At 71.9% G+C, this 23,196-nt stretch carries 16 protein-coding genes and 1 pseudogene; 10 read left to right on the top strand and 7 right to left on the bottom strand.

Annotated elements, in window-relative coordinates; all coding sequences use genetic code 11:
• Nucleotides 1-7 precede the first annotated feature (7 nt).
• Both AB0M80_RS14305 and AB0M80_RS14300 read right to left on the bottom strand, forming a co-directional pair.
• On the bottom strand, nt 8-2,788 hold the full coding sequence (locus tag AB0M80_RS14305) for an acyltransferase domain-containing protein (RefSeq protein ID WP_364563774.1): 2,781 nt from the start codon (nt 2,786-2,788) through the stop codon (nt 8-10).
• Nucleotides 2,789-2,816: 28 nt separating this feature from the next.
• Nucleotides 2,817-4,307 carry an FAD-binding protein gene (locus AB0M80_RS14300; protein ID WP_364563771.1) on the bottom strand — a complete coding sequence of 497 codons (1,491 nt, stop codon included), beginning with the start codon at nt 4,305-4,307 and terminating at the stop codon, nt 2,817-2,819.
• Between the two features lie 260 nt (nt 4,308-4,567).
• Between AB0M80_RS14300 and AB0M80_RS14295 the strand changes: the two genes are divergently transcribed.
• Genes AB0M80_RS14295 through AB0M80_RS14275 form a run of 5 tightly spaced genes read left to right on the top strand, consistent with a single transcriptional unit; the run spans nt 4,568 to nt 12,629 of the window.
• The gene (locus AB0M80_RS14295; protein ID WP_364563768.1) at nt 4,568-5,359 is read left to right on the top strand and encodes a hypothetical protein; all 792 of its coding nucleotides are present in this window, start codon (nt 4,568-4,570) and stop codon (nt 5,357-5,359) included.
• Between the two features lie 35 nt (nt 5,360-5,394).
• The gene (locus tag AB0M80_RS14290; RefSeq protein ID WP_364563765.1) at nt 5,395-6,834 is read left to right on the top strand and encodes a methyltransferase; all 1,440 of its coding nucleotides are present in this window, start codon (nt 5,395-5,397) and stop codon (nt 6,832-6,834) included.
• Complete coding sequence (locus AB0M80_RS14285; RefSeq protein WP_364563762.1) at nt 6,821-9,604, top strand: condensation domain-containing protein; 2,784 nt, start codon at nt 6,821-6,823, stop codon at nt 9,602-9,604. The genes AB0M80_RS14290 and AB0M80_RS14285 overlap by 14 nt, the downstream gene beginning before the upstream one ends.
• Nucleotides 9,601-11,379, top strand: coding sequence for a non-ribosomal peptide synthetase (locus AB0M80_RS14280; RefSeq protein ID WP_364563759.1), 1,779 nt, complete (start codon nt 9,601-9,603; stop codon nt 11,377-11,379). The genes AB0M80_RS14285 and AB0M80_RS14280 overlap by 4 nt, the downstream gene beginning before the upstream one ends.
• Before the next feature lie 20 nt (nt 11,380-11,399).
• Nucleotides 11,400-12,629 carry a cytochrome P450 gene (locus tag AB0M80_RS14275; protein WP_364563756.1) on the top strand — a complete coding sequence of 410 codons (1,230 nt, stop codon included), beginning with the start codon at nt 11,400-11,402 and terminating at the stop codon, nt 12,627-12,629.
• 180 nt (nt 12,630-12,809) lie between these two features.
• Here AB0M80_RS14275 and AB0M80_RS14270 read toward each other — a convergent pair whose 3' ends face one another.
• The 3 genes from AB0M80_RS14270 to AB0M80_RS14260 form a co-directional block, all read right to left on the bottom strand.
• Nucleotides 12,810-15,221: a glycoside hydrolase family 3 C-terminal domain-containing protein gene (locus AB0M80_RS14270; protein WP_364564761.1), complete on the bottom strand. Its 2,412-nt coding sequence runs from the start codon at nt 15,219-15,221 to the stop codon at nt 12,810-12,812.
• A 106-nt stretch (nt 15,222-15,327) separates the two neighbouring features.
• Entirely contained in the window at nt 15,328-15,636 is a 309-nt protein-coding gene (locus AB0M80_RS14265) for a hypothetical protein (RefSeq protein ID WP_364563753.1), read from the bottom strand.
• A gap of 15 nt (nt 15,637-15,651) precedes the next feature.
• Nucleotides 15,652-16,980 (bottom strand): histidine kinase, encoded by a 1,329-nt coding sequence (locus tag AB0M80_RS14260; protein WP_364563750.1) that lies wholly within the window; start codon nt 16,978-16,980, stop codon nt 15,652-15,654.
• A 302-nt stretch (nt 16,981-17,282) separates the two neighbouring features.
• On the opposite strand from AB0M80_RS14260, the gene AB0M80_RS14255 reads away from it, so the two are divergent.
• The 5 genes from AB0M80_RS14255 to AB0M80_RS14235 all read left to right on the top strand — a co-directional run bounded on the left by AB0M80_RS14255 (nt 17,283) and on the right by AB0M80_RS14235 (nt 21,858).
• Nucleotides 17,283-17,954, top strand: coding sequence for a VC0807 family protein (locus AB0M80_RS14255; RefSeq protein WP_364563747.1), 672 nt, complete (start codon nt 17,283-17,285; stop codon nt 17,952-17,954).
• 39 nt (nt 17,955-17,993) lie between these two features.
• A complete protein-coding gene (locus tag AB0M80_RS14250) occupies nt 17,994-19,187 on the top strand; it encodes a macrolide family glycosyltransferase (protein ID WP_364563744.1) in 1,194 nt (397 codons plus the stop codon).
• Between the two features lie 118 nt (nt 19,188-19,305).
• On the top strand, nt 19,306-20,292 hold the full coding sequence (locus tag AB0M80_RS14245; protein ID WP_364563741.1) for an ABC transporter ATP-binding protein: 987 nt from the start codon (nt 19,306-19,308) through the stop codon (nt 20,290-20,292).
• Nucleotides 20,289-21,113, top strand: a complete 825-nt coding sequence (locus AB0M80_RS14240; RefSeq protein ID WP_364563738.1) for an ABC transporter permease — start codon at nt 20,289-20,291, stop codon at nt 21,111-21,113. Before AB0M80_RS14245 ends, AB0M80_RS14240 begins: the two co-directional genes overlap by 4 nt.
• Nucleotides 21,114-21,198: 85 nt before the next feature.
• Nucleotides 21,199-21,858 (top strand): response regulator transcription factor, encoded by a 660-nt coding sequence (locus AB0M80_RS14235; protein WP_364563735.1) that lies wholly within the window; start codon nt 21,199-21,201, stop codon nt 21,856-21,858.
• Nucleotides 21,859-21,866: 8 nt separating this feature from the next.
• Here AB0M80_RS14235 and AB0M80_RS14230 read toward each other — a convergent pair.
• A pseudogene (locus AB0M80_RS14230) lies at nt 21,867-22,073 on the bottom strand (transposase); the annotation flags it as partial.
• A 103-nt stretch (nt 22,074-22,176) separates the two neighbouring features.
• Nucleotides 22,177-22,968, bottom strand: a complete 792-nt coding sequence (locus AB0M80_RS14225) for a hypothetical protein (protein ID WP_364563732.1) — start codon at nt 22,966-22,968, stop codon at nt 22,177-22,179.
• Nucleotides 22,969-23,196: the final 228 nt, after the last annotated feature.

Here is a 23,196-nt window from a genome sequence, read left to right as displayed (position 1 = left end):
ACCCGTCTCAGGACAGGTCGAGCTCCCGATCGAGCAGTGCGAAGATTTCGTCGTCCGACGCGGCGTCGAGCGGGTCGTCCCCCGGTTCGGGTCCGCTCACCTCAACCGCGCCGTCCAGCCGGAACAGCAGGTCGCGCAGCCGGACCTTGACCCGGCCGTGCAGCGGCGGGCCGCTCGGCTCGCCGAACAGGGCCTGCTCCAGCCGGTCCAGGCCGGCGAGCACGTCGGAGTCCTCCGCCGCGGGGCTCAGCGCTTCCAGCAGGTGCCCGGCCAGCGCGGCCGGGGTCGGGTAGTCGAAGGCCAGCGTGGTGCGCAGCTTCAGCCCGGTCGCCTCGGCGAGCCGGTTGCGCAGCGCCACCGCGGTCAGCGACTCGAAGCCGAGTTCGGTGAACGTGCTGTCGCCGTCGATCCCGGCCGCGGTGTCACGGCCGAGGGTCTGCGCGGTGTGCTCGCGGACCAGGTCCAGCAGCAGTTCGGCGCGCGCGGGCGCGGGCAGCGCGGCCAGCTTCGCGGCGAACCCGCCGTCCGGTGCGGTCCGGCTCACCGGCCCGGCGTGCGGGGCGCGGACGTACTCTTGCGGCAGCGCGCCGAGGACGACGTTCTCGGCGGAGAAGACCGGCCGGCCCACCCCGTCGCCGACCGCCACCGACACCGAGTCCGGGCCGTTCGCCCGCAGCCGGATCCGCAGTGCCGTCGCGCCGGCCGCGTGCAGGGTCAGCCCGCTCCACGAGGACGCGAGCCAGCCGTCGGAGTCCGCCGCGGCGGGGAACAGCGCGACGGCCTGCAGGGCCGAGTCCAGCAGCGCGGGGTGGATCCCGTAGCCGGCACCGCTGCCGGCTTCCGGGGGCAAAGCCGCTTCGGCGAACAGTTCGCCGTCCAGGGACCAGGCCGCGGTGAGCCCGCCGAACGCGGGCCCGAGGTCGATCCCGTAGCCGCGCAGGCGTTCGCGGACGGTCCCGGCGTCTTCCGGGCGCGCACCGGGCGGTGGCCATTCGGCGAGCACGGGCTCGGCCGCCGCCGCCCCCGCCGTCTCGGCCATGATCCCGGTCGCGTGCCGCGTCCACGGCCCGCCCTGGGCGGCGCCGACCGAGTCCGGCCGGGCGAACACCCCGATCCGGCGCGCCCCGGCGTCGTCGACCGGGCCGATCCGCACCTGCAGGCACATTCCTTGCGGAGAGAGTGCGTCTTCGGCGAAGACGACCGGCAGGTGCTGGGTGAGCTCCTCGATCCGGGCGCAGCCCAGCTCGGAAGCCGCGTGCAGGGTGAGTTCGACGAGCACCGACGACGGCAGCACGGTCCGGCCGAGCACGGTGTGCCCGGCGAGCCACAGGTGCTGCGCGGCCGAGACGCGGCCGGTGAACAGCCAGCCGCCGTCCTCGGCGAGTTCGAGCGCCGCGCCGAGCAGGGGGTGCCCGGCGGCCAGCAGGCCGGCGGCGGCGACCGTGGCGTCGGAGCCGGACTCCGGCAGCGCGACCGGTTCGGCCACGCCGGGGAAGGCCGCGGTCCAGTCCACACTGGCCCCGCAGACGTAGGCCGCGGCGAGCGAGCCGAGGAACGAACGCGGGCCGTCCTCGCGGCGGCGGATCGTGCCGAGCACCGCGGCCCGGCCGTCGAGCGCGTCGATCGTGTCCTGCACCGCGACCGTCAGCACCGGGTGCGGGCTGATTTCGGCGAAGACGCCGTGGCCCTGCTCGACGAGCCCGCGGGTGGCCTCGTCGAAGCGGACCGGGTTGCGCAGGTTCCGGAACCAGTAGCCGGCGTCGAGCGCGGCGGTGTCCAGCGGGCCTTCGGTCACCGTCGAGTGGAACGGGACGACGGTGGACGACGGGGCCAGCGGGGCGAGGTCGGCCAGCAGCCGGTCCCGGATGCCGTCGATGTGCCGCGAGTGCGCGGCCAGCCCGACCGGGATGCGCCGGGCTCGCACGCCCTCGGCGGTCAGGTCGGCCAGGAGTTCTTCCACCGCTGCGGAATCGCCCGAGACGACCACCCACGACGGCGCGTTCACCGCGCCGATGTCCAGCCCGTCGCGGCCCGCCAGCCGGGACCGCACCTCGGCCACCGGCAGCGGGACCGAGATCATGTCGCCGCGCCCGGACAGCGTCGCCTGGGCGCTGCTCCACAACGCGGCGACGCGCATGCCGTCCGCGTGCGAAAGCGCTCCGGTCGCGCAGGCGGCGGCCACCTCGCCGAGGCTGTGCCCGACGACGGCGGCCGGCTCGACGCCGTGCGCGCGCCACAGCGCGGCCAGCGCCACCATCACCGCGAACAGCACCGGCTGCACGACGTCGGCGCCGTCGTCGAGGGTGGGCGCGCCGGGGTGTCCACGAAGGACGTCCACAACGGACCAGTCGGCGAAGGCGGCGAGCGCGGCGTCGCAGCGGGCCAGTTCCGCGGCGAACACCGGCGACCAGTCCAGCAGGTCCAGCGCCATGCCCGGCCACTGCGAACCCTGGCCGGGGAAGACGAACACGACCCGCTCGGCCCGCCGGGCGCTGCCGCGCACCACTTCGGGCGGGTTCTGCCCGGCGGCCAGGGTCTCCAGCCCGCGCCGCCCGTCGGCGCGGTCGCCGGCCAGCAGCACGGCCCGGTGCGCCCGGCCGGTGTCCTCGGCGGCAACCGAGCGCGCGAACGACTCGAACGGCGTGTCCGGGTGGTCGGCGAGGTACCGCGCGAGGCGGTGGGCCTTCGACCGCAGCCCCGCTTTGCTGTCCGCGGAGACGATCAGCGGCACGACGTCGTGACCACTGCCGGTGTGCTCGTGCTCGGTGGTCAGGGTCGGGGTCGCCACTCGTTACCTCCCGGGATGGGCGTCCGGCTCAAGGGAGACGCACGGAGAACGGGTTCCGGAACACGTCGCCCGGGTCCCACCGCGCCTTGACTGCCTGCAGCCGCGGGTAGTTGTGCTGGTGGTAGAGCTCGTGCCAGGCCAGCCCGGAGCCGTTCCACCGCTCGTCCTGCACGTCGAAGTCCGGGTTGTTCACGTAGGACCCGTTGGTGCGGTCGTCGGGCACCGGCACGCCGCCGGTTCCGGCGTAGACGTCCGCATAAAACTCGCGGAGCCACGCCAAGTGGGGTTCGGCCTGTTCGGAGGCGTCCCAGTGCGTGGAGTAGACGAGCTTGAGGATGCTGTCGCGCTGGGCGATCGCGGTGTCGGCCGGCGAGAGGGCGTTCATCCGCCCGCCGCAGCCGACGAACATCACGCCGGCGCGGTGGTTGCCGTAGTCCTCGCGCAGCAGGTGCCGGTAGAGCTTCGCGGCCTGCTCGTCGGTGCAGCGGCGCCGCAGGTCCGCGGCCTTGATCTTGAAGCTCAGCGTGTGGTCGCCGCTGTCGGCGATCCCGCCCCACGACGTCGCGTGCAGCCACGGCAGCTCCTGCCGGCTGCTCAGCGCCGGGGCGACGCCGAGCTCCCGGCGGATCGCCGCCACGTAGTCGTCGAGCAGGCCGGTCGCGTTCGGGGCGGCACTGTCGATCTGTGTCGACATAGCGACGAACTGGGACGCCCGCGTCCCGCACCACAGGCCGCTGTAGAGGTCTTCGTACGGGCAGCCGGGGTCGCTGTTGCGCTCGTACCACTCGCCGTGATTGCGCAGGAGACGGGTGAACGCGGCTTCGTCGAGCATGTCCCACACCCAGACGTCCTGCTGCACCAGCAGCCGGGCGGGCGGGGACGGCAGCAGCGCACCCGGCTCGCCGGTCGCGCCGGGGATCCGCAGCCAGTAGCGCGTCACGACGCCGAAGTTGCCGCCGCCACCGCCGGTGTGCGCCCACCACAGGTCGTGGTTTTCGTCGCCGGGGTCGCGGGTCGCGACCACCGCCCGCGCGGTACCGGTCTCGTCGACCACGACCACTTCGACCGCGTACAGGTGGTCGGAGACGTAGCCGAGCTTCCGCGACAGCGGGCCGTACCCGCCGCCCGCGATGTGCCCGCCCAGGCCGACGCTCGGGCAGGACCCGGCCGGGATCGTGACGCCCCAGCGCTTGTAGAGCGTCCGGTAGGCCTGGCCCACGGTCGCGCCCGGCTCGACGACGAAGGCGTCGCGGACCGGGTCGAAGTCGATCCGGTGCATTTCGGACAGGTCGATGACCACCTGGACGTCCGGCGCGCCGACCATCGCCTCGACGCAGTGCCCGCCGCTGCGGACGGCGATCCGCCGTCCTTCGCGCACCGCGGCGCCGACCACCTGCACGACCTCTTCGGTGGTGGACGGCACGCAGACGTAGTCGGGCTTGCCGACCCAGCGCTGGTTGACCCCGCGCACGAGATCGGCGTACCGGGCGTCGTCCGGCAGAACGGTCACCGCACCCATCGATCGGCCTCATTCCCGTTCGGTCACCATTTCGCAGCTTTTTATCGACACTGCCGCCAACACCGGAAATGGGCATCCCACACCGGCATCGTGGCCGAACACTACGGCGGCGCCGTCGGCCACTCCAACCCCTAACCGCGGGCAACTGCTGCTCGACCTGCCCTTGCTTAGGGGCGCGCTAGGGGTTACCGGCCCGATCGGCCGCTGCTAGCTTCACCCTGCGGAAATCTTTATTCTGCTGAAGACAAGGGCGGGCAATCGTGGCCGAACTCCATTCATGGCAGCCGATCGACGAAAACGCGGACGACAAGGAAGTAATCATCACGGTTGATTTCACGGTCACCGGGCGGCCGGAGGCGGGTTTCGCCGAGCTCGCGAAGCACCTCGAGACGCCGTACGGCATCTGGGAGAGCCTGCCGCCCGCCGTCGGCGACGAGACCGGCATGACCGGCGACGACTACCTCGACCGGTGGACCACCGAGCTGCGCGCGAGCGGCGCCGAGGTCAAGGCGGTATTCGGCTACTGCGCGTCCAGTGTGTTCGCGCTGGCCATCGCCGAGCGCGTCGCGACCTGGCAGCCGAAGCCGCGCGTGGTCCTGTTCGACCCGACCGCCGCCACCGGGTTCACCGTGCTGCACTACGGCTTCTTCCGCGTGGTGGACGCCCTCGCGGCTGTTCTCACCGAGGACGAGGTGCGCAACGCCCACGCCGCCGGCGAAGCCGCCCAGCGCACCCACGACGACCTGGAGACGCTCACCAAGGAGTTCGTGCGGCTCTACCGCGAGGTCGGCACCACGGCGTTCGAGCGGGTCGAGCTGGACGCCGACCGCGCCGACGAGCTGGTCGCCTGGTTCAGCAGTTACCTGACCTACCTCGTGGCGGCCTCCCAGCTCACCGTCACCGGCGACCTCGACGGCGTCGACGTGATCCGCTCCGCCGAACTGCCCGGCGCGCTGGAGATCGGCGCGCGCGAGGTCCGGTTCGACATCGACCACTCCGGCCTGCTCAGCCAGCCGGAGGTCGCGCAGGCCGTCCGCGGCCTGCTCCCCTGACCGTCCCCTCCGCCCGATAGCCAGCAGGAGAGCTGATGCCGACGTCACCGACCGGTCTGGGCACCGGCACCGAAAACCGAGCCGCGGCGGAAGCCGAAGCCGCGCTCGCCGGGCACCCCGGGGTCGCCCGGGCCAGCGTCACCCGCGAGCCCGGGACCGGGCGGCTCGTCGCCCGGGTCGTGCCGCGGGACCCGGTCGCCGAAGACGGCGACGACCGCAAGCGCGTCGACGAGTGGCAGCTGATCTACGAGTGGGTCTACGGCGAGCTGCCCGAGTCCGGCGGGCTCGGCGAGAACTTCGTGGGCTGGCACAGCACCTACACCGGGCTGCCGATCGAGCTCGCGCAGATGCGGGAGTGGCGGGACGCGACCGTGGAGCGGATCCGGACGCTGCGGCCCCGCCGGGTGCTGGAGATCGGCGTCGGCACCGGCCTGCTGATGGCCAAGCTCGCGCCGTCGTGCGAGGAGTACGTGGCGACGGACTTCTCCGCCACCGTGATCGAGACGCTCACCGGGCAGGTCGCCGCCGACCCCGCGCTGGCCGACGTGACGCTGCACCACCGCGAGGCCGACGACTTCTCCGGGCTGCCGGAGAACCACTTCGACACGGTGGTGATCAACTCCGTCGTGCAGTACTTCCCCGACATCGGCTACCTGGCGGACGTGCTGCGCCAGGCGGCCGCGCTGGTCGTGCCCGGCGGCGCGGTGTTCGTCGGCGACGTGCGGAACCTGCGGCTGCTGCGGGCCTTCCGCGCCGCGGTGCTCGCCGACGAGCTGGCCGCGGCCCCCGAAGCGGCGCGCGAGCTCGTCGAGACCAGCGTGCTCGAAGAAAAGGAACTGCTCGTCGACCCGGACTTCTTCCCGGCGCTGGCCGCGACGCTGCCCGGAATCGCGGCGGCGGACGTCCGGTTGAAGCGGGCCCGCCACCACAACGAACTGAGCCGGCACCGCTACGACGCCGTGCTGCGCAAGGCACCCGCGGAGACCGTCGAGCCCACGCACACGCTGGCCTGGGACCCGGCCGCGCTGGAAACGCTGCTGAGCGACGTCCGGCCGCCGTCCGCGCGGATCACCGGCGTGCCGAACGGCCGGGTCGCGCGGGAACTGGCCGCGCTGGCGAAGCTCGACACCGGCACCGCGCCCGCCGCGGTGACCGCGCCGGACCCGGAAGACCTCCACGAGATCGGCCGGCGGCGCGGATACCAGGCCGCGGTGACCTGGTCGGCCGACGGACCCGGCCTGGTCGACGTCGTCTACGCCCCCGACGGCGAACCGGTGACCGTGCCCGCCGGGACCGGGACGCCCGGGCTGCCCTTCACCGCCTACGCGAACGCGCCGTCGCGGGCGGCGAAGACGAGCACGTTCGTCGCCGAACTGCGCGCGTACCTCGCCGCCCGGCTGCCCGCCGAGTCGGTTCCGCACGCCTTCGACACCGTCGAAAGCCTTCCCGAAGGGACCGGACATGCCGACCGCTGAGGGGACGCCGCGGATTCCGGCGACCCGCAAGGAAGAAGGTCTCTGGCTGCTCGAGCGGCTGGTGCCCGGCGAAGGCGTCAACAACGTGCCGGGCGTCGCGCTGCAGGTCGCGGGCCGGCTCGACCGGACCGTCCTGCAGGAGGCCGTCGCGCAGCTGGTGCGCCGGTACGACGCCCTGCGGACCGTCTTCCACGCCGAGGAAACCCGGCTCACCAAGGAGGTGCTGCCGTCCGTCCCGGTCCACCTGGAGGGCGAGGACAGCACCGACGTCGAGGCCGGGCTGCGCGAGCTCATCACGCGGCCGTTCGCCTTGGACGGCACTCCGCTGCTGCGCGTCGGCCTGTTCCACGGCCCGGAGCACGACTCGGTCGGCGTGGCCGTGCACCACCTGATCTTCGACGGCACCTCGATGTCGATCTTCCTGGAGGAGCTCGCCGCCGTCTACGACGCGGTGCTGGCCGGGGACCTCCCGGACGCCGGCCCGCCCGTCCCGCTCTGGCCGGAGTCCGAGCCGAAACCGGCGAGCCTCGCCTTCTGGCGCGAGCACCTGCGGGACTTCGACGCGGGCGGGCCCGGGCTGTGGTGCGGCGGCCAGGAGAGCGCGCAGCCGACCCTGCGCGGCGAGCAGCTCGTCCGCCCGTTCTCCGGCGCGGCCAAGGACGTGGTCACCGCGCTGCAGAAGGAGCTCAAGGCCCCCGACGTCGTCGTGCTGCTGGCCGCCTACTACCTGCTGCTGCACGCCCACGGCGCCGGTTCCGACCTGGCCGTCGGCTTCCCGGTGAACGTCCGCAGCCAGCAGGCCCAGCGCGCCATCGGTTACCACGTCAACATCGTCCCGCTGCGCGTGCGGATCGATCCGGCCGAGACGTTCCGGACGTTCAGCCGGCGGGTGCGCGACCTGTTCTTCGAGGCGATCGCGCACGCGGACGTGCCGATGGACGTCCTGCTGCCGGAGGTCGAGCGCGCCGGTTCCTCCTGGCGCACCACCATGTTCCGGCACGTGTTCAACTACCTGCCCTTCGGCGGGCGGGCGGCCACGAGCATCGGCGGCGCGCCCGCCGACGTCGTCGAGATCGACCCCGGGCACAGCAAGTTCGACCTCGAGTTCGTCATCCTGCCGTCGGCGGAGGAGAGCCGCGTCAAAGCGGTCTACGGCGCCGAAGTGCTCGACCGCGGCGAGGTCGAGCTGCTGCTGGAGCGCTACGACGCCCTGCTCGTCGCGGCGGCGAGTGCGCCGGACCGGCCGCTGGGCGAGCTGGACGGCTGGGGCGCCACCGACCACGCGGTCCTCGACGCTCCTCGGCAACCGCCTTCACCGGGTACCGCGCTCACCGCGATCGCCCGCCACGTCTCGGAGAACCCCGGCGCGCCCGCGATCGTGACCGGCGAAAGCACGACCTCCTACCGGGATCTCTGGCGCGCCGCGGCGGCGGTCACGACCCTGCTGGCCGACGCCGGGACCGGGCCGGGTGACGTTGTCGCCGTGGCCGTCCCGCGCGGTCCGGACCTCGCGGCCGCGATCCTCGGCAGCTGGCTGGCCGGTGCGACCGTCACCACGGACATCTCCGACGCGAAACTGGTGCTCGGCCCCGAGGAGATCTCCTACGCCGTCACGGTGACCGTCGACCCGGACGCTTCGGCCGTGTCCCCGGACGGCCCCGCGCTGCCCGGCGTGACCCACCGGGAGCTCGCGGACTCCGTCCGGCCGGTCGCGGGGCTGGTAGCCGCCCGGCCGGTGCTGTGGCTTTCCGCCGCCGTCTCGGAACTGCTGCTGGCCCTGACCACCGGCGCGCCGCTGGTCGTGGCGCCCGACGCGGCCCGCACCGACGGGCACCTGCTCGCCGGGCTGCTCACCCGCCACGACGTCGGCGTCGTGCACGCCACCCCGGCCGTCTGGTCCCGCGTGGTCGAGCACCTCGGCGAAGCCGCCGGCGGCCGCACCGCGCTGATCGGCGCCGAACCCGCGCCCGGCCCGCTCGTCCGCACCCTGCGCGCGCTCGAAGCCGACGTCCACACCGTGTTCCCCGTCCGGGGCCGCTGGGTGCTCGCCGACGGCGTGCCGGTCGCGGGCCTCGACGCCGACGTCGTCGCCCCGGACGGACGGCGGCTGCCGCTGGGCGTGCGCGGCGAGCTCCGGCTCGGCGGCACCGCCACCGGCGTGCTCGCGCACTGGCGCACCGACGGGTCCCTGCACGTCCACGGCCCGCTCGAGCGTCAGCTGACGCTCGGCGGCACCCGCGTCGACCTGGCGACCGTGGAGGACGCGCTGACCGCGCACACCGACGTCGTCGCGGCCGCGGTGACCGTGCCCCCCGGCACGGACGAGCTGGTCGCCGTGGTGCACGCACCGGACAAGCCGCAGCTCGCCGCCGAACTGGCCCGGCACGCCGAGACCGCCCTGCCGCCGCGGGCGCGTCCGGCGCGGTACCTGCGGGTCGACGCGCTGCCCGAGACGGCCGCGCACACGGTGGACCGGGCGGCGGTCGCCGCACTGGCCGCCACGGCCGGGCCGGCGGCACCCCCGGCCGAAGCCGCTCCGGACGCCACGACCGGCGCCGTCATGGCGATGTTCGCGACGCTGCTGAAGCGCACCGACGTCACCGAGGACACCAACTTCTTCGCCAGTGGCGGGCATTCACTGCTGGCCGCCCAGCTCGTCCAGCGGATCCAGAAGCAGACCGGAGTCCGGCTCAAGCTGTCCGCCGCCTTCTCCCACCCGACGCCGGCCGCGCTGGCGGAGCTGATCACCGAACGCGGGAGCACCCGATGACGACGTCCTTCAACCCGGCGCCAGCACCTTTCGCGCGGGCCGAGACCATGCACGGCCTGTTCGAATGGTGCGCCGTCCGCTGGCCGGACCGCACCGCGCTGCACCACCGCGGGCGGGACACCACCTACCGGGAACTGGCGGAGACCGCCGACGCCTACGCGGCCGAACTGCAGGCCCGCGGCGTCGAACGCGGCTCGCTCGTGCCGGTGCTGCTGCCGCGCTCCCCCGAGCTGTTCGCGACGCTGCTGGCCGTGCTCAAGTGCGGCGCCGCCTACGCCGCGCTCGACCTGCGGTGGCCGTCCAGCAGGCTCGCCGGGCTGATCGAGCACCTCGGCGGGCCGGTGGTCGCCGCCGAGCGGGGTGCCCGGTGGCCGTCGGTGTGGTCCCCGCCGGAACAGCCGATCCCCGGTGCCCGGCCGGCCGCGGTCGACGTCGGCGCCGACGACGCCTGCGCGGTGTTCTTCACCTCCGGGACCACCGGCACGCCGAAGGGCGTGGTCACCGCGCACCGCGGCAACGTGCGGCTGTTCGACGACTGGCTGTTCACGCCGCTGGACTCCGGCGCGGTGATGCCGCAGGCGCTCGCGGCGACGTGGGACGCCTTCGGCCTCGACTCCTGGGGCGTGCTGTTCAACGGCGGCACCCTCGTCCTGCTCGAGGACACCCTCGAGCTGGCGACGAAACTGCGTGACCTCGTCGCGATCCACGGCGTCACCACGATCTTCCCGCCCACCGCGGTGTTCCACAGCATGGTCGACAACGACCTCGACGCCTTCGCCGGCCTGCGGGCGGTGGGCACCGGCGGCGAGCGGCTCTCGGCGCGGCACGCCGCCCGGTTCCTCGAGGCGTACCCGGACATCCCGCTGTACAACATGTACGGCCCGGTCGAGTCGAGCGTCGCGGCCACCTGCCACCGCGTGCGACCCGAGGACTGCACCGCGCCCGGTTCGGTCCCGCTCGGTGTCCCGTTCCCCAACACCCAGGCCTACATCCTCGACGGCGACCGGCTGTGCGAAGCCGGCGAAAGCGGCGAGATCGCGTTGGGTGGCAAAGGATTGGCGCTCGGTTACTTCGAGGACGCCGAGCTGACCGCGCGGAAGTTCGGGTCGATTTCCCTGCCGTCCGGGCCGGAACGGGTCTACCGCACCGGCGACCTCGGGCGCTGGAGCGCCGACGGCCTGCTGCACTTCGAAGGCCGCGCGGACCGCCAGGTCAAGATCCGCGGCCACCGCATCGAACTCGACGACGTCGAGCAGAACGCCGGGCGGGTGCCGGGCGTCGGTGCTTGCGCGGTGGTGCCGGTGACCGGCGCCGACGGCGCGTACGAGGATCTTTGCCTGTTCTACGCCGGCTCCGGCGACACCGCACCCGGCGAGGACGAGCTGCGCGCCCGGCTGGCCGAGCGGCTGCCCGGCTACCTGGTACCCGCGCTCGTGCGGCGGATGGAACGGCTGCCGGTGCTGGAAGACCGGAAACTGGACCGGCGTGCGCTGACCGAGCTGGCCGCACGCCTGCGCACGGCGGCCGGACCGGTAGCGGAATCGCCCCTCTCGGACACCGAAGCCGCGGTGGCGCGGATCCTGCGCGAGATCATCGGCGTGCCGTCGATCGCCGCCGACGTCTCGTTCTTCCGCCAAGGCGGCAACTCGCTGTCCGCCGCCCAGCTGTGCTCGCGGATCAGCCGCGACCTCGGCGTCAAGCTGCGGATCTCCCAGGTGTTCGAAGCGCCGACCGTGCGGGGCGTGGCCGGGCTGATCACCGCCGGAAAGCCGTAACCCTCTCGGAAAGGTTGCTCATGTCGGTCCAGCAGGCCGAGGACATGACCACGCAGATGCGGGTGCTGTGGACCCTCGGCGAACTCGGCGACCCCCTGGCCCTGCTGCTGCGCGGCCCGGAGGATCCCTACCCGCTCTACGAACGGATCCGCGCGAAGGGCCCGCTGCACCGCAGCGAACTCGGCGCCTGGACGACGGTCGACCACGCGACGGCCACGAAGGTGCTGCGGGACCGCCGGTTCGGGGTGCTGAAGTCCGACGGGACCCCGATCAGCCCGGTGATCACGACGTTCGACAACTCGATGCTCGGGGCCGACGGCGCCGACCACGCGCGGCTGCGGAAGCTGGCCACGCCGTTCCTGAGCCCCAAGGCGATCGCCGGGTTCCGCGACCGGCTGACCGCGATCTGCCACGAGCTGCTGGACCGGGTCGACACGAGCCGGGAGTTCGACCTGATGGCGTCGTTCGCCGACCTCATCCCGGTCACCGTGGTCGCCACCATCTTCGACATCCCCGAGCCGTTCCTGAGCCGGTACCTCGAGCACGGACCGAAGTTCGGCACGATCTTCGACGAGATCACCTCGGCCGAGCACATCGCGGGCGTCCAGCGGTCGCTGGACGAGCTCGACGCGCTGTTCACCGAGCTGATGGAGCTGCGCCTGGCCCACCCCGGCGACGACGCGGTCAGCAAGCTGCTCACCGCCCGCGCCGAGGACCGGCTGACCACGCACGAACTGGTGTCGCTGTGCCAGCTGCTCACGCTGGCCGGCGCGGAGTCGACGGTGAACCTCATCGGCGTCGGCGTCAAGACCATGCTCGAGCGGCGTGACCAGTGGGAGAAGCTGGTGGCGGACCCGGACCTGGCACCGGCGGCGGCGCAGGAGTCGCTGCGGTTCGAGGCGCCGGTCCAGCAGTCCAGCCGCGTGTCCACAGTGGACGTGGAGGTCGACGGCACGCTGATCCCCGCCGACACGGCCGTGGTGGTGCTGACGGGGGGCTGCAACCGCGACCCCGCGGTCTGGGACCGCCCGGCCCACTTCGACGTCACCCGCCCGACGACCCCGGACAACCTGTCGTTCTCGGGCGGCTCGCACTACTGCCTGGGCGCGCCGTTGGCCCGCCTGGAAGCGGACGTCGCGTTCCGCGTCCTGGCCACCCGCCTGCCCGACCTCCACCAGACGGGCCCGGCCGACCGCCGCCGCTCGGCGATCATCCGAGGCCTCCGCCACCTACCGGTGTCGAACGGCTGACGAACCCTCCGGACGGCCGGCGCCCCAACCGGGCGCCGGCCGTCCGCTCGTTTCAGGCCACACGCGTGACTGAGCCCGGAACCGGCGTGATTGAAGCCGGAACTCGCGTGATTGAAGCCGGAACTCGCGAGTCACGGCCCTGATCACGTGAGTTCCGGCTCCAGGCACGCGTGATGCGCCTCAGCGGACCGCGACTTGGGTGGCCGGGGCCGTCGAGGCTGATGATGAGCCGGCGCGGATCGCGCGGGTGCCCGCTCCGCGCTTCCACGCCTTGGCCGTCACGTCCCAGTAGGACAGCTGGCGGGGGTCGACGTGGATCGTCAGCGTGCGGTACGCCCCCGCCGTCAGGGTCACCTTCGCGTAGCCGCCCAGTGCCGTCGACGGCTGGGGGGCCGTCACCTCCGGGCTCGGGCCGACGAACACCTGGGCCACCTCCGTGCCCGTGCGGGTGCCGGTGTTGCGGACCGTCACCTTCACGTCGAGGCCGCCGTCGGAGGCGTTCGTCGCCGTCAGGCCGCTGTAGGCGAACGTCGTGTACGAAAGGCCGAAGCCGAACGGGAACAGCGGGGCCGTCTTGTGGCCGGCGTACCAGCGGTAGCCGATGTCGACGCCCTCGGTGTAGCTCACCTGGCCGTCCTGCCCCGGGTACAGCCCGGCGCCGCCGCTGACGAGCGTGTGGGCTTCGTCCACCGGGAACGTCTGCGTCAGCTTGCCCTGCGGGTTGACGTCGCCGTACAGCAGCGCCGTCGTCGCCTCCGCGCCCTTCTGCCCGGGGTACCACATCTCCAGCACCGCGGCCGTCTTGGCCAGCCACGGCATCTTCACCGCGGACCCGGTGTTCAGCACCACGACGGTGCGCGGGTTCGCCGCGGCGACGGCGTCGATCAGCTCGTCCTGGTAGCCGGGCAGCGCGAGGTCCGGCCGGTCGAGGCCTTCGGAGCTGTCGTCGTAGGCGAACACGATCGGCGTGGTGGCCGCCTTGGCCGCCGTGACCGCCTGATCGATCTTCGCCTGGGCCGCGGCCGGGGTGATCCAGTGCAGGTTCACCTTCAGCGGGTTGACGAAGTCCGCGAACCCGTACAGCAGCAGCGTGTGCGGCCCCGCGGTCAGGTGCACGGTGATCCCCGTGTAGCCGGCCGCGATGGAGTCGCCGAACAGGCCGCTCGCCGTCCCGTCCACCTGGAGGAAACCGCCACCCCCGGTCGTCTGCAGCTGGATGCTGTAGTCGCCTTCGCTCGGTGCGGTGATCGTGCCGTTGTAGAACACGCCCTCCGCGCCGGCGGGCAGCCCGCCGCCCTGGGTGAACGCCGGGGACAGCGCGCCGGCCGGCACGACGTCGCCCGCCGGGTCGTAGCCCGGGGTGTACGTCGTCGTGCTGCCCGCGCGCTGCTTGATCAGGTCGGCCGGCGCGGCCGGCGTCGCGGACGGGAGCACGTGGGAGCTGCCGCCGCCGTTGAGCTTCGGCGTCTTCGCGTTGTAACCGATCACCGCAACCTTGCCGGAGCGCGCGGTGCTCAGCGGCAGCGCCGCCTTTTCGTTGCGCAGCAGCACCGCGCCCGCCTGGGCGACGTCCTGCGCGGTCGCCGTCAACCCGGCGAGGTCACGGGACGGCCGGGCCGGGTTGTCCAGCAGGTGAAAACGGTCCAGCTGACCGAGGATGCGCCCGACGGCGGTGTCCAAAGCGGACTGCGGGATCGTCCCCGCGGCGATCGCCGCCTTGAGCCGGTCGCCGAAGTAGGTCCCGTCCGGCATCTCCTGGTCGAGGCCCTTGACCAGGCTGTCCGGGGTCAGCGACATCCGCCAGTCCGACATCACCCAGCCCTGGAACGCCAGCTGCTCCCGCAGGATCCCGGTCAGCAGGTCGGAGTTCGCGCAGGCGGACGGGCCGTTGAGGTTGTTGTACGAGCACATCACCGCGCCGGCCCCGGCCTTGACCGCGGCCTCGAACCCGGGCAGCTCGACCTCGTGCAGCGTCTGGTCGTCCATCACGACGTTGATCGTCTGCCGGTCGTTCTCCTGGTTGTTCCCGGCGAGGTGCTTGACGACCGGGATGGTGCCCTGGCCGGCGATGCCCCGCACCTCGGCGCCGGCCATCCGCGACGTCAGCAGCGGGTCCTCGCTGAAGGTCTCGAAATTCCGGCCGCCGTAAGGGATCCGGATGGTGTTGACCATCGGGGAGAGCAGGACGTCGGTGCCCAGCGCGCGGGCTTCGCGGCCGACACCGGCGCCGTAGCGGGTGGCGAGCGACTCGTCGAAGCTGGAGGCGAGCGAAACCGGCGCGGGCATGACGACCGAAGGCTTGTCCACCCGCACGCCGGCGGAGCCGTCCGCCAGCCGCAGCGACGGCACGCCGAGGCGGGGTACGCCCGGCACGTACCCGGCTTCGCCGACGTTGTCCGGGTCGTTGCCGCCGTGCACCAGGGAAAGCTTCTCGTCGAGGGTCAGCTCGCCGACGATGCTCCGCACCCTCGGCGAGAACTTCGCGGCCGGGTCGGCCGCGGCGCCGGCCGCCGCGAAGCCGGACGTCAAGAGCACGCCGGCCAGGACGACCGCCGCCGGGCGCAGCCGCGCCCGTAGAAGATCATTACGCATAGTCACCCCAGAAACCCGCGAAAGGGTCGCCCCCGCCGCTAGTTGGTCCAATCGACGACCAACCTAGGTGACTGCTGCACGGACCGTAACCCCTGAAAACTTCCCGCTAATTCCGCGTGACGTCCAGGCTGGCTTCGCCGCCGCGGATCTCCCCGAGGTGCAGGTGGTACCCCAGGAAATCGAGATCGACGCCCTGGAAGAGGGAAACACTGATGCCGTTGGCCAGGAAGGTGACGGAATTGTTGTCCACTTTCTGCACCGCCAGTTCCTGCCCGCCGAGGTCCACCTTTCCTCCGCTGACGAGGTTGAAATGGCAGGACCGTTCCGCGCAACCCAAATCGATCAGGTGATCGCACCCGGTCACCGAAAGAGAAGTGACGACGGCGAACAGGCACACCACAATCGCTCGACGCATGCTGATCCCCCTGAATCATTCGGCCGACGGCAGGACACACGGAATGACGATGGTGATTTCGGTCGGGCCGCCCGGCGGGCTGGCCAATTCCACGACGCCGTCGAACGCCGCGATCCGCCGCTGGACGCCGGGCAGCCCGGTCCCGCGGCCGAAGTCGGCGCCGCCCTTGCCGTCGTCGGCGACGACCACCCGCAGCGCGCCCGGCCGGTGGGTGACGCTCACCCGCACGCGCTTGGCCGCCGCGTGCTTGGCCGCGTTGGCCAGCAGTTCGGCGACGGAAAAGTAGACGGCCGACTCCACGGCCGCGTCGGGACGGCCGATCAACCCGACCTCGACGTCGGTGGGCACCGGGGCGTCCATCGCGAGGTCCTCGAGCGCGGCGCCCAGGCCGCGATCGGCGAGCATCGGGGGCTGGATGCCGTGCACCAGCCCGCGCAGCTCCCGCAGCGCCGCGGCGGACAGCTCGCGCGCGCCGGCCAGCTGCCGCCGGACCTCGTCGGGGTCGGTGTCGAGCAGCATCTCGGCGGTGCCGAGCGAAATGCCGATGGCGATCAGCCGCGCCTGGGCGCCGTCGTGCAGGTCACGCTCGATCCGCCGCAGCTCGGCGGCCTGCGCGTCGATCGCCGCGGCCCGCGTGGCGAACAGCCGCTCCACCCGCCGCGCCAGCAGCGCCCGCTCGTCGGGCGCCAGCAGCCACCGCGTCCAGGCTTCGTGCAGGCCGACGGCGCCGGGCGCGGCCACCAGCCCCAGCACCAGCAGCGCCAGCCCCGCGACGACCGTCGCGGCGATCCCGGCCGGGGTGCCCACCGGCAGCGGGAAGTACCACGCCGCCCCGGCCCCGAGGTGCGGCGCGGTGAGCGGCGCGACCAGCAGGAACGCCCCGAACCCGGCGAGCGCGACCGGGACGGCCGCCAGGAGGCCGCCCGACAGCGGGTTGACCACCAGCCAGCACAGGTCCCGCCAGGTGGCCGGGTCGGTGAAGAACCAGCGGCCGCGCCGCTGAGCCAGGGAGACCCAGCGGAACTTGTGGAAGTCGTAGCCGTTCCAGTACCAGCCGTTCTCGGTGCGTTCCAGCGCCGGCAACGGCAGATACGGTGATTCGATGGCCCCGCCGTAGAGCGCGGGCGCGCATTTGCGGGAAAGCGCCGGCAACAGACGGCACGCCGGAATGGCCACCAGCACGGTGAGTCCCGCGGCCGCTACGTATTCCGGCAGCCAGATCAGCGCGGGCAGCGTGAGAACGCACACCTGCACCGCCGCGAACAGCACGAGAACGACCAGCCGCGCCATTCCGGCGACGCCCCGCCGGACGACCGAGGCACTTCGCCGGGGAATCGTCGACATCGCCAGATCATACTCTCCACGGGAGAGTGTTCCCGGTCGGCTCATCGCGTCCCCCATCGTCTCCAGGGGGCCGGATCGGCCCGCTCGCACTCGAGGTCGTTCCAGTCTGGGGGCGCCCCGAGGGGGAAGACAATCGGCCAAGCCCACTCATAGGGGTATAGGTACCCATACCCCTATGTTCGGTCTAACAGGCTCACGCCGACCGGGACCGCGACACTACCGTTGTCCCCGGAGCGGCGCCACGACGCAAGCGAATGGCGTCCGGAAACGCGACCGAACTCGCGATCTACCCAGGAGCAGCAATGAACGAAGCCGGCATTCAACGCACCCAGGCCGATGCACCCTCCCACGGGGAACCGCGGAACCCGCGGCTGGCGCTGTTCGCTTCCGCGGCTTTCGACCTGATCGTCCCGCTCGCCGTCTACTACATCCTGCGCCAGAACGGTGTCCCGCTGTTGACCGCGGCGATCATCGGTGGGATCGTGCCGGTGGTCCGCACCGTGTACGTCTTCGCCCGGTACCGCAAGATCGACGGGCTCGGCCTCTTCATGGTGACGATGATGGTCATCGGTACCGCGGTCTCGCTCATTTCGGGCGACGCGCGGTTCTTCTTCGCCAAGGACGGCTGGCTCACCGCCATGTTCGGCGTCTGGATGCTGATCACGCTGTTCTTCGAGAAGCCGTTCTTCCTGCACGCCGGGGTCAGCATCGCGCGCACCAAGCGGGGCGGCGCCGGCGCCGAGGTGTGGGAGCGCCGCTGGGACACCGAGCCGCAGATGCGCCGCGGCCTTCGCCTGCTGACGGCGGTCTTCGGCGTCGGCATGATCGTGGACGCGGTCGTCCGCGTCGTGCTCGCCTACACCCTGCCGCTCGACGACATCAACCTGGTGACGACCGTGCAGTGGATCGTGGTCCTCGGCGGGCTCATCGGCTTCATGGCCTACTACACCCGCAAGCACGACCTGCGTGCCTGAGGGCCCCCGGCCGTCCACCGCAATCCGAGGAGCTTTCCCATGGCACACATCGCGCTGCTGACCATCCCCGCGTACGGCCACGTCATGCCGACGCTGGACGTGGCCGCCGAGCTGGTCCGCCGCGGTCACCGCGTCACCTTCGCCACGACGGACCAGTTCGCGGACCTCGTGGCGCCGACCGGGGCCCGGGTCCTGCGGTACGAATCTTCCCTGACCCCCAAGCCGCGCACCGAGGACCCGCCCGCCGACTTCGCCGCCTGGCTGCCGCTGGTGCTGGTCATGGAAAGCACGGCGACCATCCCGGTGTTCGAGGCGGCCTTCGCCGACGACGTGCCGGACCTGATCCTCTACGACCGGACCGTGTACGCGACCGGGCGGGTGCTCGCCGCCAAGTGGGGCAAGCCCGCGGTGGAGCTGTTCCCGTCCTTCGCCTACAACGACCACTGGTCGCTGGCGAAGTTCCTCGGCGAGGAAAACGGTTTCAGCGAGGAGCACCCCGCCCGCGTCGCGTTCCGCGAGAAGATCGCCGAGCTGACCGCGGCCCACGGCGTCCCGGCGATCTCGCCGGCGGACTTCGCCATCGGCCGCGAGGAATTCGCGCTTGCCTTCGTGGCCAGGGAATTCCAGTACCAGGGCGAGACTTTCGACGACCACTTCGCGTTCGTCGGCCCGTGCCTCGGCGACCGGACGTTCCAGGGCGAGTGGCAGCCGCCGTCGGACGGGCGGCCGGTGCTGCTGGTCTCGCTCGGCACGGCGTTCAACGACCGGCCGGACTTCTTCCGGGCCGTCGTGGCGGCGTTCACCGGCGAGGACTGGCACGTCGTGCTCTCGATCGGCGCGCTCGACCCGGCCGAGCTCGGCGAGCTGCCGCCGAACGTCGAGGCGCACGCGCAGGTGCCGCAGCTGGCGGTGCTGCAGCACGCCTCGGCCTTCATCACCCACTCGGGCATGGGCGGGACGATGGAGGCGCTGTACTTCGACACGCCGATGGTTTCCCTGCCGCAGAGCGTCGAGCAGGCCGCCGTGGCCAACCGGGTGGCCGAACTCGGCCTCGGCACGAACCTGGCCGGCCAGGAGCCCACGCCGGAGCGGCTGCGCGACGCCGTCCGGTCGACGGCGGCCGACGGGCGGATCCGCGCCGCGGTCGCCGCGATGGGCGCGCGGGTCCGCGCCGCCGGTGGCGCGTCCCGCGCGGCCGACGAGCTCGAGCGGCACCTCAAGCACACTTCCTGACCCGCTGGTTCGGCAGAACCAGCCGCCTGTGGGGAAGGGCCGAGGTTGTCCCCCAGCACCACGGCCCTTCCTCACCCCGTACGCGCTCTTTTCGACACTGATCTCCTGGAGGACCGGCGTGCAGGACGCTGTGGTGGTACGGGACCTCGTGAAGAGGTACCCGAAAGCGGAACGGCCTGCGGTCGACGGCCTCGGTTTCACCATCGCCACCGGCGAGGTGTTCGGCCTGCTGGGCCCCAACGGCGCAGGCAAGACGACGACGGTCAGCATGCTGACCACCCGCGCGCTGCCGACGTCCGGGCACGCCGAGGTGGCCGGCATCGACGTCGTCAAGGACGCGACGGCGGCCCGGCAGGCGCTGGCCGTCGTGCCGCAGCGCAACAATCTCGACCAGTCGCTGACCGTGCGGCAGAACCTGCTGTTCCACGCCGCTTACCACGGCATGGGGCGGACGCAGCGGCACCGCCGGGCCGACGAGCTGATCGAGTGGATGGGTCTCGGCCCGCGGGCCAAGGCCCGGGTCGACGAGATGTCCGGTGGCCAGGCCCAGCGCGTGATGATCGCCCGCGCGCTGATGCACAAGCCGAAGGTGATGTTCCTGGACGAACCGGCGACCGGGCTGGACCCGCAGTCGCGGCTGTTCGTGCACGAGCGCGTCGCCGAGCTGACGGCCGAGGGCGTCACCGTCGTGGTCACCACGCACGACATGGAAGAGGCGGCCAAGCTGTGCGACCGGGTCGGCATCGTCGACCGCGGCAAGCTGCTGGCCCTCGACACGACCGACGCGCTGACGCGGTCGCTGCCCGGCAGCACGACGCTCACCGTGGGCGTCGGCCTGGCCGATTCGCCCGCCGAAGCCGTGGGCAAGGAACTGGCGCAGGTGCCCGCCGTCGAGCGGGTCGAGCGGCTCGCCGCCGCCGGCCGGGCCGCCGCCGACGAGAACGCCGTCCAGTTCCGCCTGTACACCGAAGTCGAACCCGCTTCGCTGCTGCCGGGTGTCCTGGCCGTGCTGGGCCGGGAGCGGTGCGAGGTCACCGCCATCTCGTTCGGCAAGCCCACCCTCGAAGACGTGTTCATCTCCATCACCGGACGGGACCTCCGATGACCGCCACGACTCTCGCCGGGGACCCCGGGCTCGACACCGGCACCGGCAGCAGCCAGGCCCGCGCGTTCTTCGCCGTGCTCGGCCGCGACTTCTTCGTCACCGGGCGCGAGCTGCTGCCGTTCCTGGCGCAGATGCTCATCCAGCCGCTGTTCCTGTTGTTCATCTTCGGCAAGGTGCTGTCGCAGATCGGCTACGCGGGCGCGGGGTACGCCCAGATCCTGCTGCCCGGCATGGTCGCGATGAACGCGTTCACCGGGGCGCTGCAGAACACCGCGCTGCCGCTGGTGCTGGACTTCTCGGTGACCAGGGAAATCGAGGACCGGCTGCTCGCGCCGCTGTCGATCCGGCTGGTGGCGGTGGAGAAGATGCTGTTCGGCGCGATCCGCGGCGTCATCGCCGGCCTGGTGATGATCCCCATCGGCCTGCTCATCCTCGACGGCGTGCGCTGGGACCCGGCGGCGCTGCCGGGCGTGGCCGGGGTCGTGGCGCTGGGCTCGCTGGCCGGCGCGGCCGTGGGCATGGTGCTCGGCACGATCGTGCCGCCCCGCCACATCAATCTGGTGTTCACGATCCTGCTGGTGCCGCTGATCTTCACCGGGTCCGGGCAGTTCCCGTGGCTGAGCCTGTCCGGTTTGCGGTGGTTCCAGGTGATTTGCGCGGCGAATCCGCTCACGTACGTCTCGGAGGCGTTGCGACGGCTGGTGATGCCGGACCAGGTGCAGTCGATTCCGCTGTGGATTTCCCTGCTCGTCATGGTGGTGGCGACGGTGATCTTCGGCGCGTTCGGGATCGCCGGGTTCCTCAAGCGCGCGCTGGACTGACTCGGGGTAACCGGACGGGTGCGCCGGAGGTACGGTTGGCACACCCAGCCCGGCCCCGCCCGGCCCGGAACCCCAGGAGCGGTTCGTGCGCGTTGTCCTCGCGGAGGATCTCTACCTGCTTCGAGACGGTATGACGAGGCTGCTCGAAGCACACGGGTTCACCGTCGTGAGCGCGGTCGGCAACGCCACGGAGCTGTTGAAGGCCATTGAGGACCACGAGCCGGACATCGCCGTGGTGGACGTGCGCCTGCCGCCCAAGTTCAGCGACGAGGGCATCCGGGCGGCCCTGGAGGCCCGCAGGCGCCGGCCGGGCTTGCCGGTGCTGGTGCTGTCCCAGCACGTCGAGCAGACGTACGCCCGCGAGTTGCTGGCGGACGGAGCGGGCGCGATCGGCTACCTGCTGAAGGACCGGGTGCTGAACGCGGACCAGTTCGTCGACGCGCTCCGCATGGTGGCGGCGGGCGGCACGGCGATGGACCCCGAGGTCATCACGAAGCTCCTGGCGAGCCGCTCCCGCCGCGACCCGCTGGACGCGTTGACCCCACGGGAGCGCCAGGTCCTGGAGCTGATGGCGGAGGGCCGGTCGAACGCGGCGATCGCCCAGCGGATGACGATCAGCGAAGCGGCAGTCGGCAAGCACACGGCGAGCATCTTCACGAAGCTGGACCTGGCCCAGCACGAGGACGACAACCGGCGGGTGCTGGCGGTGCTGACGTACTTGAGCAGCAAGGTGCGGCAGGGTTGACCGGCGTGGCTGCGGGGCAGATACAGCTCCCGGTCGATCAACGCATGCCCACGATCGGAAACGCAGGCGAGGAACGTGCCGATCTGGCAGTTCTCGATCCGGCCCGCCGTCCCGGAATACTGCCGCTGCACCCCCGCGGACTTGGTGCCCTTCTTCAGGAAGCCGGTGTCGTCCACGATCAGCACACCACCCGGCTCACCGAGGTGCTCGACCACCACCGTGATGATCCACCACACCCCACCCAACAGCCGTTGCAGTACCAGTACTGCGGGAACTTCCGCGGATTGCTGCCGGGTCGGCCGAAGGGGTTCGACAGGCCTATCGACGGCAGGCGTCTTCCCACCACCAGCCGTCGCCGAGTGAGCGGCAGCAGGCCGGGAAATCGCTGATGAGCGACGACAGATTCGGGTCGGTGGCCCAGGTGGCGGCCGGTATCGATCCGCTGATGTGTATCCAGTGTTCCTGGCTGCACAACGAGAACATGTCCTTCCCGCCCGGTGTCTCCGGCTCGGCGCTCCAGTACAGCACGGACGAACCGTTGCCAGCTCTGACGAACGTGGCAGGACCGTTCGGGGACAGCTCCCGAACATGCGCGGGAAGGGCGATCTGGCAGCGGTGGACCGTGCGACCGTAGGGGTCGATCGTCTCTTCCGGCGTACAGGACAGGGTAGCGACGGCGTCGAAACTCGATCGCTGGAGGACGAATCGGGTCCACATGTAGCCGTGCTGCCACGGCGCGACCACGATCACGGCACCCACCAGGACGGTCACCGCGGCCAGCAACGCGACCTGCCGCCGCCGTCGCCGCTTCCACAGTTCATAGGAGACGCTTGCCGTGAGCGAGATCGCCGGCACGAATGCCACGACAAGGACCGCCAGCTCGACGCCGAAGAAGACGATCGGGCGGAGATGCAGCTCCAGCCAGCTCTGCCAGTACAACGCGGCGGCGACCACCAGCCAGCCGAGTCCCGCGATGAGCAGCGACGTGCGCACCGCCGATCGCGCGGGCACGTCCGGCACGGCCTCGCTGTCCTGTTCCTCGTCCTCGGGCGGCTTCGTCATCGAGCCAATGAGACCCGAAAACCGGGCATCCGGATACGACGCGGCCATAACAAGAGGATCACGGCTCGCGCCTGGACCAGCGCCCGCGGCCACGTCACAACGACGACGCTCGCCACACAGACCGGCGCACCCGGAGTCGGCACCCAGGCGGTTACCCACTCAACTGCCGTTGCAGTATTAGTACTCCAGCCGCACTTCGTTAGGTGGGGTGGCGTCGTCGGTAGTGGCTGGTCTTGGCGCGGTGCTGATGACGTCGTCGCCACTGTGACCAGGCCC

Source organism: Amycolatopsis sp. NPDC051045 (assembly GCF_040682955.1).
In the GTDB taxonomy this organism is placed as follows: domain Bacteria; phylum Actinomycetota; class Actinomycetes; order Mycobacteriales; family Pseudonocardiaceae; genus Amycolatopsis.
The sequence above is the reverse complement of the archived record's forward strand: the minus strand, read 5'-3'. Positions and strand labels throughout refer to the sequence as shown.